This window comes from Streptomyces sp. AP-93 (assembly GCF_022808175.1).
Taxonomy (GTDB): Bacteria; Actinomycetota; Actinomycetes; order Streptomycetales; family Streptomycetaceae; genus Streptomyces.
This window is the reverse complement of record NZ_JALGBX010000002.1, coordinates 104,293-118,820: the sequence shown is the minus strand read 5'-3', so window position 1 is coordinate 118,820 and position 14,528 is coordinate 104,293. Positions and strand designations below refer to the sequence as shown.

Sequence of the window (14,528 nt, the reverse complement as noted above, 5' to 3'; positions counted from 1 at the left end):
AGGTGGCCGCTGTGTCAGTCCCGAACCCCGCTGTACCTCCCGCCTGGCGCTACGCCGGGGACCAGCTCAAACGCTGGCGGCTCAAGGCGGGCGTGACCCGCGAGGAACTGGGCCTGGCCGCCCGGTACTCCCCGGACACCATCAAGGCGATGGAACAGGGGGTGCGGATGCCGACGCCGCAACTGCTGGACGCGGCCGACGCGTTGTTCCGGGCGGAGGGCCTGCTGAGCGCCGCCAAGGAGTATCTGAGCCGGGACAAGTTCCCTGTGCGGGCTCACGGGTTCATTGAGCTGGAGCGGGGACGCGCGGCATGTGGTCATACGAGGTGTCCCTGATCCCCGGCTTGTTGCAGACTGAGGCGTATGCGCGGGCGCTGTTCGCCAACCACTGGCCGCCGGTGGACGACGAGACGGTTGACGAGCGTACGGCTGCCCGACTGGAGCGGCAGCACCTCCTGGCGAGGAAGCCGCCGGTGGCGTTCAGCTTCGTCCTGTACGAGGCCGCTCTGCGGGCGCCGTTGGGCGGCCGCCAGGCCCATCGTGAGCAGCTCCAGCATCTGCTGGACGTGGGTACATTGCGGAATGTATCCCTTCAAGTCCTGCCATTCGAGCGCGCTCTCTCGGTGGGAACCATTGGGCCCATGGTGCTTCTGGAGAGCCAGGAGCGCGACCGTTTCGCCTACTCCACTGGGCAGTCGATCAGTCAACTGACCGCCGATCCGGATGTGGTGAGTTCCCACGCCGGGCGACTTAGCATGATCCGCGCGGAGGCCCTCAACGCGGAGGAGTCGGCCGTCTTCATCAAGCGGATGGTGGATGAGCTATGAGCGCCAACCTGAAGTGGTTCAAGTCCAGCTACAGCGACGACGAGGGTGACAACTGCGTCGAGGTCGCCGCCTGCCCCGTCGCCGTTCACGTCCGGGACTCCAAGATCGTCGCCGGACCGGAACTGGCGTTCGCCGGCTCCTCCTGGGGGGCGTTCCTCGCGTATGCCGTCGACGGGGTGAGCTCCGAGCTCTGAGCTCCGAGCTCTCTCTTGGTTTTGGGTTGGGTGGTTGGTTAAAACCCAACCACCCAACCCAACGTCCGTTTCTGACAGCCGAGATGACTATTCGTGACCGGCTTGACACGGGGCGTGGTGGAGGGTCTAGCGTTCGGCATATAAAGCGACCCCGACAGGTGCTACCAACACCGTGCCGGGGTCTGACCTTCAAGATCTACAGAGGATCTCGTGGCTGTTGCCGATTTTAGTCCTGTCATGCCCGCCGCCGCGCACCCGATGGCCAATCCCGGCTTCGGAAAGCGCGAGGCGCCCGACCAACTGGCCCGCACGGCCGATGATTTCGGACATCTGCCCAAGCGTGAGGCCATGGTCGCCGGGTACATCGACCAGTTGCCCGAGGGCGCCGCGATGGACCACAAGACGCTGGCCGCGCACATCCCCGGGATCGGGCAGGCCGGGATGCGCGGCTCGCTCCAGATCCTCTCCGTCGCCGGCCATTTGCGGCGGCTCAAGGAGCGCGTGGTCCGCGAGGACAGCTCGCGCTGGGTGACCCGTACGTACTTCTCCCGGACCGCGCGGGACGAGGACTGGTGGCGCGCCTACTGCCGCTCGGTCGACGCCCGGCTGGTGCCACTGGCCGCCGGCCCGGGGCGCGTGGAGGGCGCCGAAGCCCCCGCGCCCGCGCCGGAGGGCGACGCGGGGGCCGCCGAGGGCGCGCAGGCCAGGGACACGCAGATCGAGGACGCGCAGGCCGAGGACGCCCCGGCCGCCGCGGAGGTCCGGCCCGTGGAGCAGACCACCGCCTACCGGACCCTCGCCAAGCTCAAGGACACCGACCCCGCCGCGCTCCTGTCCGCCGCCGACTGCGCTTCGCTGGCGCCGCTGGCAGCGGAGTGGCTGGAGCGCGGGTGCGACGTACGGCAGCTCACGTACGCCCTGACCCAGGGACTTCCCACGCCGCTGCACAACCCGGCGGCGCTCATCCGCAAACGCCTGGAGAACAAGATGCCCCCGAAGCGCACCCCCGAGCCCGAGACCGTCGTGCAGTCGATGCTGATGTGCCTGTTCTGCGACGAGACCGAGCAGACGTCGAAGATCGTCGACGGCGTCTGTGCGGAATGTCGGATCGACGACGGCAGTGACGGAGGCGAGGTCTCGGACGCGGCCTGGGAGGCGGCTTTTGCGCAGTACCGCCCGATCCCGGACACCTTCCGTGCTCGCCCCGAACAGCCCGCCAGCTCGGAGGTCCCGGCCCTCGCGGACGGCCTCCGCGCGGCCGCAGGCCTCCCGCCCAAGCGCCGCGTATGAGCGTGCAGGAGGTGCCTGCCAGGGCACCATGGAGGGGAGGAGGCGACGCCATGACCCCCACTGGTGCCCAGGCCCAGATGTCCACCGAGGAATTCGAAGAACTCGCCCGCAACGCGCCCGAACTGGTGCGGCTGGAGTTCATCCAGGGAAGGGTGCAGGTCAAGCCGGTGCCGGACGGGAATCACCAGACGATCGTCATGTGGCTGCTGAAGCAGTGCATGCAGCAGCGTCCGGACTTGGAGCTGTACGCGGAGCAGGGGCTCAAGGTCGAGGCGTACCGCAATGGCCGGGCGCGCGCCGACGCCGTGCTCGTGCCGGAAGAGCATTTGGTCGGCCGGGGGGACTGGATCAATCCGACCGGCGTGCTCATGGCGGTCGAGGTCACCTCGCACGATCGGGACACCGATGCACGGGACCGGGTGGAGAAGCCCGAGGGTTACGCGCAGGCGGGGATTCCCGTCTACCTGCTCATCGACCGGGAGAGTCTGTCCGTCGTCGTGCACGCCGAGCCTGAGGGCGGTCGGTATCGCGCGATCACCACCCGGCCCTTCGGGGCGGTGATCGCCTTGCCCGAACCGGTCAAGATCACGCTGGAGACCGAGAAGCTCAAGGAGTACGCCAACTGACCGTGATCGTAAGATGAACAGAACGTCTCATGATGTGGTACGGCGCGGTCGTATTCCGGGCGCTCGCTAGACTGCGTCACTGACCGCAGTAACGGAAATGAGCGAGGAGCGCACGTGGGCCTTGTCGTGCAGAAGTACGGAGGCTCCTCCGTAGCCGATGCCGAAGGCATCAAGCGTGTTGCCAAGCGGATCGTGGATGCCAAGCAGAACGGCCACCAAGTGGTCGTCGTGGTTTCCGCGATGGGCGACACGACGGACGAGCTGATCGATCTCGCCGAGCAGGTGTCCCCGATGCCTGCCGGGCGTGAATTCGACATGCTGCTGACCGCCGGAGAGCGGATCTCCATGGCCCTGCTGGCCATGGCGATCAAAAACCTGGGCCACGAGGCCCAGTCGTTCACCGGTAGCCAGGCAGGCGTCATCACCGACTCGGTCCACAACAAAGCGCGCATCATCGATGTCACGCCGGGCCGTATCCGCACCGCGCTGGACGAGGGCAACATCGCCATCGTCGCCGGCTTCCAGGGTGTGTCGGCGGACAGCAAGGACATCACCACCCTCGGCCGGGGCGGCTCGGACACGACCGCCGTCGCGCTCGCCGCGGCGCTGGACGCCGAGGTCTGCGAGATCTACACCGACGTCGACGGCGTCTTCACCGCGGACCCCCGCGTCGTGAAGAAGGCCCGGAAGATCGACTGGATCAACTCCGAGGACATGCTGGAGCTCGCGGCCTCCGGCTCCAAGGTGCTGCTGCACCGCTGCGTCGAGTACGCGCGCCGCTACAACATCCCGATCCACGTCCGCTCGTCCTTCTCGGGACTGCCGGGCACCTGGGTCAGCAACGAGAATCCGCAAGGGGACGAGCCGGTGGAGCACGCCATCATCTCCGGAGTCGCTCACGACGTCTCCGAAGCCAAGATCACGGTCGTCGGCGTCCCGGACAAGCCGGGTGAGGCCGCGGCCATCTTCCGCGCCATCGCGGACGCCGAGATCAACATCGACATGATCGTGCAGAACGTGTCCGCCGCCTCCACGGGCCTGACGGACATCTCCTTCACCCTCCCCAAGGCCGAGGGCCACAAGGCCATCGACGCCCTGGAGAAGGCGAAGGGCACCATCGGCTTCGAGTCCCTGCGCTACGACGACCAGATCGGCAAGATCTCCCTGGTCGGCGCGGGCATGAAGACCAACCCGGGCGTCACCGCCTCGTTCTTCCAGGCGCTGTCCGACGCGGGCGTCAACATCGAGCTCATCTCCACCTCGGAGATCCGCATCTCGGTCGTGACCCGCCAGGACGACGTCAACGAGGCCGTCCGCGCCGTGCACACGGCCTTCGGGCTCGACTCCGACAACGGTGACGAAGCCGTCGTCTACGGAGGCACGGGGCGTTGAACCCGTCCGCGGCCCGGTCCGCCCCGGCTCCGGCACTCGCCGTGGTCGGGGCGACCGGAGCCGTCGGCTCCGTCCTGCTCCAGATGCTGTCCCAGCGGGCCGACGTCTGGGGCGACGTACGCCTGATCGCCTCCTCGCGCTCGGCCGGCCGCAGGCTGACCGTGCGCGGTACGGAGACCGAGGTGCTCGCCCTCACCGAAGACGCCTTCGACGGCCTCGGGGCGGGCGACATCGCGCTCTTCCTGACCCCGGCCGAGGTCTCGGCCCGGTGGGCCCCCGTCGTCACCGCGCGCGGAACCGTCGTGGTGGACCAGTCCGCGGCCTTCCGCGAGGACCCCGACGTACCGCTCGTGGTGCCCGAGGTGAACGGGCACGCGGCCCGGATCCGGCCGCGGGGGATCGTCGCCGGGCCCGACTGCGTGACCGCAGCGATGATCGCGGCGCTGGGCGCGCTGCACGCCGAGTACGCACTGGCCGAGCTGGCCGTCTCCACGTACCAGGCCGCGAGCGCGGCAGGCCGGGCCGGCTCGGAGGCGCTGCGCCGCCAGCTGTCGCTCGTCGCCGGCACTTCCCTGGGCGAGCATCCGGGGGACGTGCGCCGGGCCGTGGGCGAGGACACCGGGCCCTTCGCGGGTCCGCTCGCGCTCAACGTGGTGCCGTGGTCCGGAGAGCTGCGCGAGGACGGCTGGTCCTCGCACGAGCTGGCCGTACGGGCGCAGACCCGCCGGATCCTCGACCTGGCCGAGCTGCCGGTGTCCGTGACCTGCGTACAGGTGCCCGTACTGACCGGCCACTCGCTGACCGTACGGGCCCGCTTCGAGGGCGTCGTCGAGGCGGCGCACGCCCGGGAGATCCTGGAATCGGCGCCCGGGGTGGTCCTCGTGGACGATCCGGCCGCGGGGGAGTTCCCGACCCCTTCGGACGCCGCGGGAACGGATCCGGCCTGGGTGGGACGGGTGCGGCGCTCGCTCGACGACCCGCGTGGGCTGGAGTTCTTCGTCTGCGCGGACAACCTCCGTCAGGGTGCTGCGCTCAATGCCACACAAAATGCGGAGCTCATCGCGGCTGATTTTGGCTCTTTCAGTTTGTAGGATCATCGTTAATCCCTTGATCGAGTGGATGGCCCGACGGCTGTCGTCGTACGACGACGCGCGCCGGGTGAGCGGCTACGCAAGAAGACGATGAGAATCCCGCCGATGAATCTGCCGTGCGCGTACAACCCTGACGGGGGGACGCGTGTCCAACTGGCGTGGCAGAAGCATTGCTCGAACTCCCCGTCATTGCGGCGCGCACCGGGACGCTCCCGATCCCGTCGCGTCTGCGATCCCGCACGCCCGGTGGGATCCCGGTGATCGTTCCCGTTCCGCCCGCCGCGACGGCGTCCGGGGCCCCCGTGCTGCCCGGGGTGCCCACCGCGCCCGGCGCCCGCGCGTCCGTACCGGCCAAGGAAGGCCGGGTGCCCGGGCCGCGCGACAGCGCGGAGGACCTCGGGAGCCCGGAGACGGCCGAGACGGCCGAGGAGGCTGAGACCGCGCCGGTGGCCGAGGCGGCCGTGGTGGCCGAAGTGACCGCGGTGGCCGAAGTGGTCGCGGGGACCACCGTCGACCACCTCACGGAGACCTACCAGGCCCACTACCGCTCCCTCCTGGGCCTCGCCGCGCTGCTCCTCGACGACACCGCCTCCTGCGAGGACGTCGTCCAGGAGGCCTTCATCCGCGTCCACTCGGCCCGCAAGCGGGTCCGGGACCGGGACAAGACGCTGGCCTACCTGCGCCAGACCGTCGTCAACCTTTCGCGCTCCGCCCTGCGCCGCCGCATCCTCGGCCTGAAGCTTCTGTCGAAGCCGATGCCGGACATGGCGAGCGCCGAGGAAGGCGCGTACGACCTGCTGGAACGGGACGATCTCATCAAGTCGATGCGCGGGCTCCAGCGACGCCAGCGCGAGGTGCTGGTGCTGCGCTACTTCGCGGACATGACGGAAGTCCAGGTCGCCGAGACCCTCGGCATATCGCTCGGTTCGGTCAAGGCGTACGGATCGCGGGGCATTGCCGCGCTGCGGGTGGCGATGGAGGCTGCGCAAGCATGAACGAGGACCGCAAGACGAACGAAGACGAAGCCCGCAGCCTGTCCGGCCTGTCCGGCGGCTCCGCCTCCGGGGGCCCGGAGGCCCTGCTGGAGCTCGTGCGCGGCAAGTCCGCCGTCTCCGAGCCCGTGGTCGAGGAGGACGCGCTGCGCGATCTGCTGCAGGGGGTCGTCGGGGGGCTCGAACCCTCCGGTGACGCGCTGGAGCGGCTGCGGTACGCGGTCCCCGCGCGCCGGGTCCGCAACCGGCGGATCCTCGTCGCCGCGGCGGCGGCCGTGGTCGTGCTGGGCGGCTCGGTCCCGGTGGGCCTGCACCTGACCTCCGGGACGGGCGGGGGCTCCGACCGTTCCACCATGGCGGGCCACGGTCAGCAGGGTGGGGACTCGAAGGACGGGTCGAGCCTGCACCAGAACGGCTCGGGCTCCCGTCCGAAGCCCAAGCGGTCCTCCGACAAGGACAAGGACAAAGACAAGGACAAGAAGGACGCGGAGAACGGTGGCGCGAGCGCCTCGCCGACCCCGGCGGACGGTGGCGGCCCGAGCACCGGCGGGCCGGACGTCACCCCGCCCCGCGCCTCGTCCGGCACCACCGGCACCGTCGGCGGCGGTCTGATCCCCCCGCCCGCGTCCTCGGACGTGCCCAACTGCACCCAGAGCCAGATCGGCGTGTCGGGCAGCACCCGGGCCCCGTCGGCCGGTGGCAAGGTCTACGGCAGTTTCAGGGTCACCAACGTGTCGTCGCGCGGCTGTACCGTCCGCGGCCCGGAGACCTTGACGGCCGGCCCGGCGAGCGAGGGCGGAGCCGCGGTGGCGGTCGTCAGCCACGTCACGGGCGATCCGGCGACCGGGCTGCTGCCCGACCCGTCGGTGGAGACCATGCGGCTGGTGCTCGCGCCGAACGCGGCGTACGAGGTCCGCTTCGCGTGGGTGCCGCCGGAGGGGGGCTGTCCCGGCGCGGACGGCTCCGGGGAGGGCACCCCGCCGGAGGGCGGTACCGGGGACGCTCCGGATGCCGAGGCGGGCACCGACACGGGCCAGACCCAGGCGGAGAACCCGCCGCTCGGTGCCGTGGTGTCCCACACGCCCCATACGTCGGGGACGGACGGCCCGACGACGCAGACGACCATCGCCGAGGCGTGCGGCGGAACGGTCTACCGGACGGGCGTCATCCCCGTCAGGTAGACCGGGGCGCGAGCGAGGGCGCACCCGGGGGCACAACCCCCGGTGCAACCCGGGGCGCAGCCCAGGGCTGAACCCCGGACGCTACGCCGAGCCGGTCCCGGCCGGGGCCGGCTCCGCCGGGTCCCGCTCGGCCGCCGGGGTCGCGGCGCCGACCCCGGCCCCGGCCTCGCCCTCGCCCTCGCCCTCGCCCTCGCCCTCGCCCTCGGCGAGGATGCCCGCCTCCGTGTCGCGCAGGGTCTCCACCTCGCGCCGGTACAGCCGGAACCACATGAAGAGCACGAACGCGGCGAAGACGAACCACTCGCCGGTGTAGCCGAGGTTCTGGAAGGCCTTCAGGTCCAGCCCGGTGTTGGCCGGAGCCTGCGCCGGTACCGGAGTCATCCCGTCGGCGGGCATCTGCACGGTCAGCCAGGCGTCGTGCAGGCCGTACGGCACGATGTTGACGAGCGAGGCGGCCCCGATGACGCCGAGCTGCCCGGCCGGCAGCCCGCCCGCGGAGTAGACGCCCTTGCTGGTGGAGTTCTCCGAGGCCTGGAGCGCGCCCGTCACCTCGACCCGGCCGGCCGGCGGGGCCGGGGCCCGGCTCGCGTCGGCTGTTCCGGGCAGCCAGCCCCGGACCACGGGTACGGCCTTGCCGGTGTCGGTCTTGAGCAGGGTCAGGACGTAGAAGCCGGACTTCCCGTCGAGCCGCCGCTCGGGGACGAGGAGCTGGTCGGCGTACTCCCCGGAGACCGAGGCGAGCCGTCCCGAGGTCTGCTTGTCCACCGGGAGCAGCGATTCCAGCGGCGCGGCCGTCTGTTCGGCGGGGCGTGCGCTGGTCGCCTCCTTGTGGGTGTCGAAGCGGTCCTCGAACCGGCCGAGCTGCCAGGTCCCCATGAACAGGCAGAAGGGAACGCCGAGCGCGACGAAGACGTTGATCCCCCACCAGCGCGGGGTCAGGAGAAACCGGTGCACCCCACCACCGTACGGGGGGTGCACCGGATCACCGGTGGCGGGGCCCGGCGCCGGGCGGCCGACGGCCTAGCGCGGCAGGTGCTTCAGCGCGAAGTCGATCTCCATCCGGACCTGCTTGATCCGCTCCTCCACGACGAGAGAGCCGTGCCCGGCGTCGTAGCGGTACACCTCGTGCTCCGCCCCGCGGGCCGTTAGCCGGTCCACATAGTTCTCGATCTGCTTGATGGGGCAGCGCGGGTCGTTGAGGCCCGCCGCGATGTGCACGGGCGCCTTCACCGCGTCCACGTACGTCAGTGGCGAGGAGGCCTCGAAGCGCTCCGGGACCTCCTCCGGAGTGCCGCCGAAGAGGGTGCGGTCCAGGGACTTCAGCGCCTCCATCTCGTCGTGGTACGCCGTCACGTAGTCGGCGACCGGTACGGCCGCCAGCCCCACCGCCCAGGCCTCCGGCCGGGTGCCGAGGCCCAGCAGCGTCAGGTAGCCGCCCCAGGAGCCGCCGGACAGCACCAGGCGCGCCGGGTCCGCGAGCCCGGAGGCCACCGCCCATTCCCGTACGGCGTCGACGTCCTCCAGCTCGATCAGGCCGACCCGGTGCTTGAGGGCGTCGGTCCACTCGCGCCCGTAGCCGGTCGAACCGCGGTAGTTGACCCGGACCACCGCGAAACCGTGGTCGAGCCAGGCCGCGGGGGTCGCGGCGAAGGCGTCGCTGTCGTGCCAGGTGGGCCCGCCGTGGATCTCGAAGACGGTCGGGAAGGGGCCGTCGCCGTGCCCGACGGGCCGCTGGGCGAGGGCGTGGATCCGCCCGCCCGGCCCTTCCACCCACACGTCCTCGACCGGTACGGAGCCCGGCGGCCGGAAACCGGGAGGGTCGAGCACGACCCCGCCCGCGGTCGACCGGATGACGGAGGGCTCGGCCGCGGAGGACCACTGGTACTCCACCGACCCGTCGGGCCGTGCCGTGGCACCCGACACCGTCCCCGGCGGGGTGTCCAGCCGCAGCAGCTCCCGCGCGGCCAGGTCGTAGCGGAACAGCTCGCTGCGCGCCTCGAAGCCGTGCTCGATCAGCAGCCCCGACCCGTCCGGGTACCACTCGGCGCCGACGTCGCCCGGCAGGTCGACGGCCAGCTCCTCCTCGGTGCCCGCGGCCACGTCCCACACCATCGGCTCCCACCGGCCGCGCCGCTGGTGGCCGACGAGCAGCCGGGTGTCTCCCGCGACGGGCGCGAAGCCGAGCACCATGAGGCCCAGCTCCTCGGTGCCGCCCTTGGAGTCGTCCAGCTCGGCGACGGTCCCGCCGTCCAGGGTGATCACCCGCAGGGCCGAGTGCATCGCGTCGCCGTGCTCGGTGTGCTCGACGGCGAGCAGGGTCCCGTCCCGGGACAGGTCGCCGACCCCGGCCGACTCGCGGTGCCGGTAGACGACGGCCGGCTCCGACCCGTCGGGCCGGACCACGTGGATCGTGGTCCCGTCCTCGTCGGTGGAGCGCCCCACGACGGCCGTCCCGTCCCGCCCGATGGCCAGCCCGGCGGGGTAGGAGGCCTCCAGCCCGGGGGTGGCCGGCTCGTCGGGGCCGCCCGCGAAGGGCTGGCGGACCCAGGTGCCGAACTCGTCGCCGTCGGTGTCGGAGAACCACCAGAGCCACGCGCCGTCGGGGGAGAGGGTGCCGTCGGTGGTCCCGTTGGGCCGGTCGGTAGCCTGCCGCTGGGCGCCGGTGGCGCGGTCCCAGGCGTACAGCTCGTAGGTCCCGGTGGCGTTGGAGACGAAGAGCGAGCGGTCGGGCGCGTCCTCGGCCCATTCGGGCAGTCCCACGCGCGGGGCCCGGAAGCGCTTCTCCCAGTCGGGCATGGCCGTGTCGTTGATGGCGGCGGTGTCGGCGGTGTCGGCGGCGTCGGCGGTGGCGGCGGTGGCGTCAGTCATGCACCCCATGTAACCGGATCGGCCGCGGCCCGTCCCCCGAGATGCCGACGGGGCCGAACGGGCGCAGGGTGGTGTGCGTACGCGGTCCCGCGTACGAGCTGCGTAGAGCTGCGAGCGAAGGAGTGGCGGTCATGGCGAAGAAGGCACGTACCGGCAAGCCGGCCCACCAGGATTCAGAGCGTGCGATGGCGAAGAACACGGCGGCCGAGGCGCGCGCCAAGGCCGCCGTCCGCGATGTGCAGTCGGTTTCCGCGAAGACCCGGGGCATGCAGCAGAAGGCCCAGGCCAAGCGAGGTTGAGCCCCGTAGGCTGACGCGATGCGGATGATCGTCCGGGGTGCCCGGCTGCTGCACGGCGAAGGTCTGCACGACGTCGAGGTCGCGGAGGACGGGCGGATCGCGCGCGTCCTCCCGTACGACGACCAGAAGGAGCCGCCGGCGACGGGGGTGCTGATCGAGGCGCACGGCGGCCTGCTCAGCGCGCCCTTCGTCGAGCCGCACATCCACCTGGACACGGCCCTGACGGCCGGGGATCCGCGCCCCAACGCCTCCGGGACGCTCTGGGAGGGCATCGCCTGCTGGAGCGAGCGCAAGAAGACCCTGACCCGCGAGGACGTCATCGCGCGGGCCACCGAGGTGCTGCGCTGGCAGGCGGCGCAGGGCGTGCTGCACGTGCGCACGCACTGTGATGTCACCGACCCGGCGCTGACCGCGCTCGACGCGCTGCTGGAGGTGCGCGACCGGGTCCGGGACGTGATGACCCTGCAGATCGTCGCCTTCCCGCAGGAGGGCATCGTCTCCTTCCCCGGCGGCGAGGCGCTGCTGCGCGAGGCGGTCCGGCGCGGTGCCGACGTGGTCGGCGCGATCCCGCACTTCGAGGACACCCGGGAGGACGGGGTGGCCTCGCTGGCCGTCGCCTTCCGGCTCGCCGAGGAGGAGGGGCTGCGGGTGGACGCGCACTGCGACGAGATCGACGACGAACAGTCCCGGTTCGTGGAAGTGCTGGCCGCGCACGCCCTGCGCTCGGGGCTCCGCGGTCACGTGACGGCCTCGCACACGACGGCCATGGGCTCCTACGGCGGCGCGTACAGCTTCAAACTCCAGCGCCTGCTGTCGCGTTCCGGGATCAACCTCGTCTCGAACCCCTTCGCCAACCTGGGCCTGCAGGGCCGCTTCGACGCCTACCCCAAGCGGCGCGGCCTCACCCAGGTCAAGGAGATGCTGGCGGCGGGGGTGAACGTGGCCTTCGGCCACGACGACGTGATGGACCCCTGGAACGCGCTCGGCACCGGAAACCCGCTGCAGACCGCCCTCGTCGGGATCTACGCCGCCCAGCTCACGGGGGCGGACGAGATCCCGGTGGCCTTCGAGATGGTGACCGAGCGCGCGGCGCGCGTCCTGGGCCTCTCGCCCTCGGAGTACGGGGTCCGCCAGGGCAACCCGGCCTCCTTCGTGCTGCTGCCGGCCGAATCGCCCACCGAGGCCGTCCGCCGCCAGGTCCGCCCCCGCTACGTCGTCTCGCGCGGCACCGTCCTCGCCGAGACCCCGGCGGCTCCGCCCCGCCTGCTGGCCTGGCCGGGGGACGAGGGCCCCTCGGAGGTGGACTTCCGCGTCCGCCTACTGTGACCGTCCATGACCCTTGTGACATGGACTCTTGACACTCCGTCGGGCCGGGCCGCGCTGGAGATCGCCTCCGAGTACACGGACGCGGCGCTGCTGAACCACTCCGTCCGGTCGTACGCCTTCGGGGCCGAGTACGCGGACCGGCACGGGCTCCCGTACGACCGCGAACTCTTCTACGTCAGCGCGCTGGTGCACGATCTCGGGCTGACCGCGCCCTTCGACAGCCACACCCTGCCCTTCGAGGAGGCGGGCGGCCACGTCGCGCGCGTGCTGACGGCGGGGCTGGGCTGGCCGGCGGAGCGGCGGGCGCGCGCCGAGGAGATCATCGTGCGGCACATGCGCGAGGACGTCACGGCCGCCGAGGACGTGGAGAGCCACCTGCTCCAGATCGGTACGACCGCGGACGTCTCCGGGGTCGGCGTCGGCGACGCCGACCCCGTCTTCACGGCCGCGCTGCTCACGGAGTACCCGCGCCTCGGCTTCGGCGACGCCTTCTTCGCACTGGTCGCCGATCAGGCCGCGCGCAAGCCGCAGTGCGCGGCGGCGGCCTACGTGGCGAGCGGTGCGAAGGAGCGCATCGCGGCGAATCCGCTCGACCGGCGGGGCTGAGGCGAGGCGCCGGGAGGCGTGGGGGCCGGCGGGATCAGAAGATCCCCAGGGCGTTGTCCAGGGACCAGACCTGCCAGCCCATCGCGAAGAAGGCGACCCCGGAGATCAGGGCCATCATCAGGTTCTGCCCCTGCTCGCCCCAGTCGTGGATCATCAGGATCAGGTAGACCAGGTTGAGCAGCAGGCCGGCGAGCAGGGCTATCGGGGTCAGGAACCCGACGATGAGGCCGAGGCCCAGGGCCAGTTCGGCGTAGGCGACGAGGTAGGCCATGAAACGCGGGTAGGGCTTCACGACGACGTCGAAGCCGCGCGTCACGAACCCCCAGCGGTGTTTCTCGGCCACGCCGGCCGCCCAGCGGATGCCGCCTCCGCCGAACCAGTCCTTCTTGTCCTTGTGCCGCCAGCTCTCCAGCCACCACAGCCCGAGCCCGATCCGCAGAACGGCGACCCATTCGGGCCCGCCGAGCCAGATGGTCTGCATCCTCGGTTCCTTCCCTCGTTCCCTCGCAATGATCTGACGATGTGTCAGTTTCGAGGGAAGGGGAGTGCTGTGGCAAGGGGTTGGCCCACGGGGTTCAGCGGCACACGACGGAGACGGCCTGGACCTGGTTGTTGCCGAAGCCCCCGCGGTTCCACGGCTGCCGGAGCGGCTGCGTGCGTCCCGAGGCGTCGGTGGCGCGGACCAGGAGGGTGTGACTGCCCGGGACCGCCGTCCATTCGGCGTGCCAGCCCTGCCAGGCGTACGGGTGCCCGCCCCGCGGCAGCACCTCGGCGTCGGCCCAGCTGCCGCCGGCCCCGTCGGGGCCCCGGCCGGGGCCCCCGTCGGCGCCCCCGTCGGTGCTCAACTCCACGCGCACGATGGGCCCGTAGCCCGACCAGGCGCGCCCGGCGAGCCGCAGGGGGCCGGGGCGGACGACCCGGGTGCGGGACATGAAGTCGGGGAATCCGGGCGGGATCATCAGGGCGCGCGGGGCGATCCGGGTGACGGGCTCGCCGGCCTCGTCGGCGCTCTGCTTGTAGCGGTAGGCCGTGGCCTGTTGGTAGCCGCCGAACGCCGTGTCGACGAGCTCGATGTCGCGCAGCCATTTCACGTGTGCCATCCCGTACCAGCCCGGGACGATCAGCCGCAGCGGATGCCCGTGCTGGGGCGGCAGGGGCCCGCCGTTCATCGTGTGGGCGAGCAGCACGTCCTCGTCGACGGGCAGCGGCAGGCTGCGCCGGTAGTCCTGCTCGACGCCCCGCTCCACCCCGTGGTCGGCGCCCGTGAACACCGCCTCCACGGCGCCCGGCGCCACCCCGGCCTCCGCGAGCACCGCGCGCAGCGGCACCCCCGTCCAGTCGGCCGTCCCCACCGCCTCCACCAGCCAGGGCTGGCTGACGGGCCGCGGGGACAGCCGGGCCCGCCCGTTGCCGGCGCACTCCATGGTGACCCGGCGGGTCACGCGGGGCAGGGACCGCAGGTCGCGCAGGCTCAGCTCCAGGGGGGTGCGCAGGCATCCGCGCAGGGTGAGGCGCCAGGTGTCTGCGGAGTCGTCCGCGCCCGCGTCCGTGCCTGCGTCCGTGCCGCCGGTGTCGGGGATGTCGTAGTGCACGAGTACGTAGTGCAGCCCGGCCGGGGTGACCTCGTACCGCAGGGCCTCGAGCGGAAGCCCGTGGTTGCGCGCGGCGAGCGCCAGCTCGTCCTGGCCGATGCCCTCCCCGGGGGCGGCGATCCGGCCCGGGGGGCTGATCCCGGTGAGGGGGCGCTCCTCCATGGGCTCATGGTCCCGCGGCTGCGTCGGACCGGCTACTCCGCGTGCGGATCACTTGATCAGGCGGTATGAATTGATCTGTCCCT

16 protein-coding genes are annotated in these 14,528 nt (G+C 71.7%); 12 read left to right on the top strand and 4 right to left on the bottom strand.

Annotated features, from left to right (window positions below; genetic code table 11):
- Positions 1-11: 11 nt before the first annotated feature.
- The 9 genes from MTF69_RS43335 (at position 12) to MTF69_RS03625 (ending at position 7,592) form a co-directional block, all read left to right on the top strand.
- Positions 12-335, top strand: a complete 324-nt coding sequence (locus MTF69_RS43335; protein ID WP_308401360.1) for a helix-turn-helix transcriptional regulator — start codon at positions 12-14, stop codon at positions 333-335.
- Complete coding sequence (locus MTF69_RS03660) at positions 326-826, top strand: DUF5753 domain-containing protein (RefSeq protein ID WP_308401359.1); 501 nt, start codon at positions 326-328, stop codon at positions 824-826. The genes MTF69_RS43335 and MTF69_RS03660 overlap by 10 nt, the downstream gene beginning before the upstream one ends.
- Positions 823-1,020, top strand: coding sequence for a DUF397 domain-containing protein (locus tag MTF69_RS03655; RefSeq protein WP_243330631.1), 198 nt, complete (start codon positions 823-825; stop codon positions 1,018-1,020). The genes MTF69_RS03660 and MTF69_RS03655 overlap by 4 nt, the downstream gene beginning before the upstream one ends.
- 237 nt (positions 1,021-1,257) lie before the next feature.
- Positions 1,258-2,310, top strand: coding sequence for a hypothetical protein (locus tag MTF69_RS03650; protein ID WP_243330629.1), 1,053 nt, complete (start codon positions 1,258-1,260; stop codon positions 2,308-2,310).
- A 50-nt stretch (positions 2,311-2,360) separates the two neighbouring features.
- Positions 2,361-2,936 (top strand): Uma2 family endonuclease, encoded by a 576-nt coding sequence (locus MTF69_RS03645; RefSeq protein WP_243330628.1) that lies wholly within the window; start codon positions 2,361-2,363, stop codon positions 2,934-2,936.
- A 114-nt stretch (positions 2,937-3,050) separates the two neighbouring features.
- Positions 3,051-4,328 (top strand): aspartate kinase, encoded by a 1,278-nt coding sequence (locus MTF69_RS03640; protein ID WP_243330626.1) that lies wholly within the window; start codon positions 3,051-3,053, stop codon positions 4,326-4,328.
- The gene (locus tag MTF69_RS03635; RefSeq protein ID WP_243330623.1) at positions 4,325-5,419 is read left to right on the top strand and encodes an aspartate-semialdehyde dehydrogenase; all 1,095 of its coding nucleotides are present in this window, start codon (positions 4,325-4,327) and stop codon (positions 5,417-5,419) included. Before MTF69_RS03640 ends, MTF69_RS03635 begins: the two co-directional genes overlap by 4 nt.
- 188 nt (positions 5,420-5,607) lie before the next feature.
- On the top strand, positions 5,608-6,414 hold the full coding sequence (locus tag MTF69_RS03630; protein ID WP_374322188.1) for a SigE family RNA polymerase sigma factor: 807 nt from the start codon (positions 5,608-5,610) through the stop codon (positions 6,412-6,414).
- On the top strand, positions 6,411-7,592 hold the full coding sequence (locus MTF69_RS03625) for a hypothetical protein (RefSeq protein WP_243330622.1): 1,182 nt from the start codon (positions 6,411-6,413) through the stop codon (positions 7,590-7,592). Before MTF69_RS03630 ends, MTF69_RS03625 begins: the two co-directional genes overlap by 4 nt.
- Positions 7,593-7,673: 81 nt before the next feature.
- Here MTF69_RS03625 and MTF69_RS03620 read toward each other — a convergent pair whose 3' ends face one another.
- Together MTF69_RS03620 and MTF69_RS03615 are read right to left on the bottom strand one after the other, a co-directional pair.
- Complete coding sequence (locus MTF69_RS03620) at positions 7,674-8,546, bottom strand: SURF1 family protein (RefSeq protein WP_243330620.1); 873 nt, start codon at positions 8,544-8,546, stop codon at positions 7,674-7,676.
- 66 nt (positions 8,547-8,612) lie between these two features.
- A complete protein-coding gene (locus tag MTF69_RS03615) occupies positions 8,613-10,388 on the bottom strand; it encodes a prolyl oligopeptidase family serine peptidase (protein ID WP_243331341.1) in 1,776 nt (591 codons plus the stop codon).
- Between the two features lie 203 nt (positions 10,389-10,591).
- Between MTF69_RS03615 and MTF69_RS03610 the strand changes: the two genes are divergently transcribed.
- Genes MTF69_RS03610 through MTF69_RS03600 form a run of 3 tightly spaced genes read left to right on the top strand, consistent with a single transcriptional unit; the run spans position 10,592 to position 12,691 of the window.
- Complete coding sequence (locus tag MTF69_RS03610; RefSeq protein ID WP_243330618.1) at positions 10,592-10,759, top strand: hypothetical protein; 168 nt, start codon at positions 10,592-10,594, stop codon at positions 10,757-10,759.
- An 18-nt stretch (positions 10,760-10,777) separates the two neighbouring features.
- On the top strand, positions 10,778-12,085 hold the full coding sequence (codA, locus tag MTF69_RS03605) for a cytosine deaminase (RefSeq protein WP_243330616.1): 1,308 nt from the start codon (positions 10,778-10,780) through the stop codon (positions 12,083-12,085).
- A gap of 6 nt (positions 12,086-12,091) precedes the next feature.
- On the top strand, positions 12,092-12,691 hold the full coding sequence (locus MTF69_RS03600; protein ID WP_243330615.1) for an HD domain-containing protein: 600 nt from the start codon (positions 12,092-12,094) through the stop codon (positions 12,689-12,691).
- A 34-nt stretch (positions 12,692-12,725) separates the two neighbouring features.
- Here MTF69_RS03600 and MTF69_RS03595 read toward each other — a convergent pair whose 3' ends face one another.
- Positions 12,726-13,172, bottom strand: a complete 447-nt coding sequence (locus MTF69_RS03595; RefSeq protein WP_243330613.1) for a DoxX family membrane protein — start codon at positions 13,170-13,172, stop codon at positions 12,726-12,728.
- 94 nt (positions 13,173-13,266) lie between these two features.
- Complete coding sequence (locus tag MTF69_RS03590) at positions 13,267-14,445, bottom strand: sulfite oxidase (RefSeq protein WP_243330611.1); 1,179 nt, start codon at positions 14,443-14,445, stop codon at positions 13,267-13,269.
- Positions 14,446-14,528: the final 83 nt, after the last annotated feature.

Excerpts from the sequence above, each read along its gene's own strand:
- MTF69_RS03650 (WP_243330629.1), top strand. The coding sequence starts at position 1,258 with ATGCCCGCCGCCGCGCACCCGATGGCCAATCCCGGCTTCGGAAAGCGC.
- MTF69_RS03610 (WP_243330618.1), top strand. The coding sequence starts at position 10,592 with ATGGCGAAGAAGGCACGTACCGGCAAGCCGGCCCACCAGGATTCAGAG.
- MTF69_RS03600 (WP_243330615.1), top strand. The coding sequence starts at position 12,092 with ATGACCCTTGTGACATGGACTCTTGACACTCCGTCGGGCCGGGCCGCG.
- MTF69_RS03590 (WP_243330611.1), bottom strand. The coding sequence starts at position 14,445 with ATGGAGGAGCGCCCCCTCACCGGGATCAGCCCCCCGGGCCGGATCGCC.
- MTF69_RS03645 (WP_243330628.1), top strand. The coding sequence starts at position 2,361 with ATGACCCCCACTGGTGCCCAGGCCCAGATGTCCACCGAGGAATTCGAA.
- MTF69_RS03615 (WP_243331341.1), bottom strand. The coding sequence starts at position 10,388 with ATGCCCGACTGGGAGAAGCGCTTCCGGGCCCCGCGCGTGGGACTGCCC.
- MTF69_RS03655 (WP_243330631.1), top strand. The coding sequence starts at position 823 with ATGAGCGCCAACCTGAAGTGGTTCAAGTCCAGCTACAGCGACGACGAG.
- codA (WP_243330616.1), top strand. The coding sequence starts at position 10,778 with ATGCGGATGATCGTCCGGGGTGCCCGGCTGCTGCACGGCGAAGGTCTG.
- MTF69_RS03625 (WP_243330622.1), top strand. The coding sequence starts at position 6,411 with ATGAACGAGGACCGCAAGACGAACGAAGACGAAGCCCGCAGCCTGTCC.
- MTF69_RS03595 (WP_243330613.1), bottom strand. The coding sequence starts at position 13,172 with ATGCAGACCATCTGGCTCGGCGGGCCCGAATGGGTCGCCGTTCTGCGG.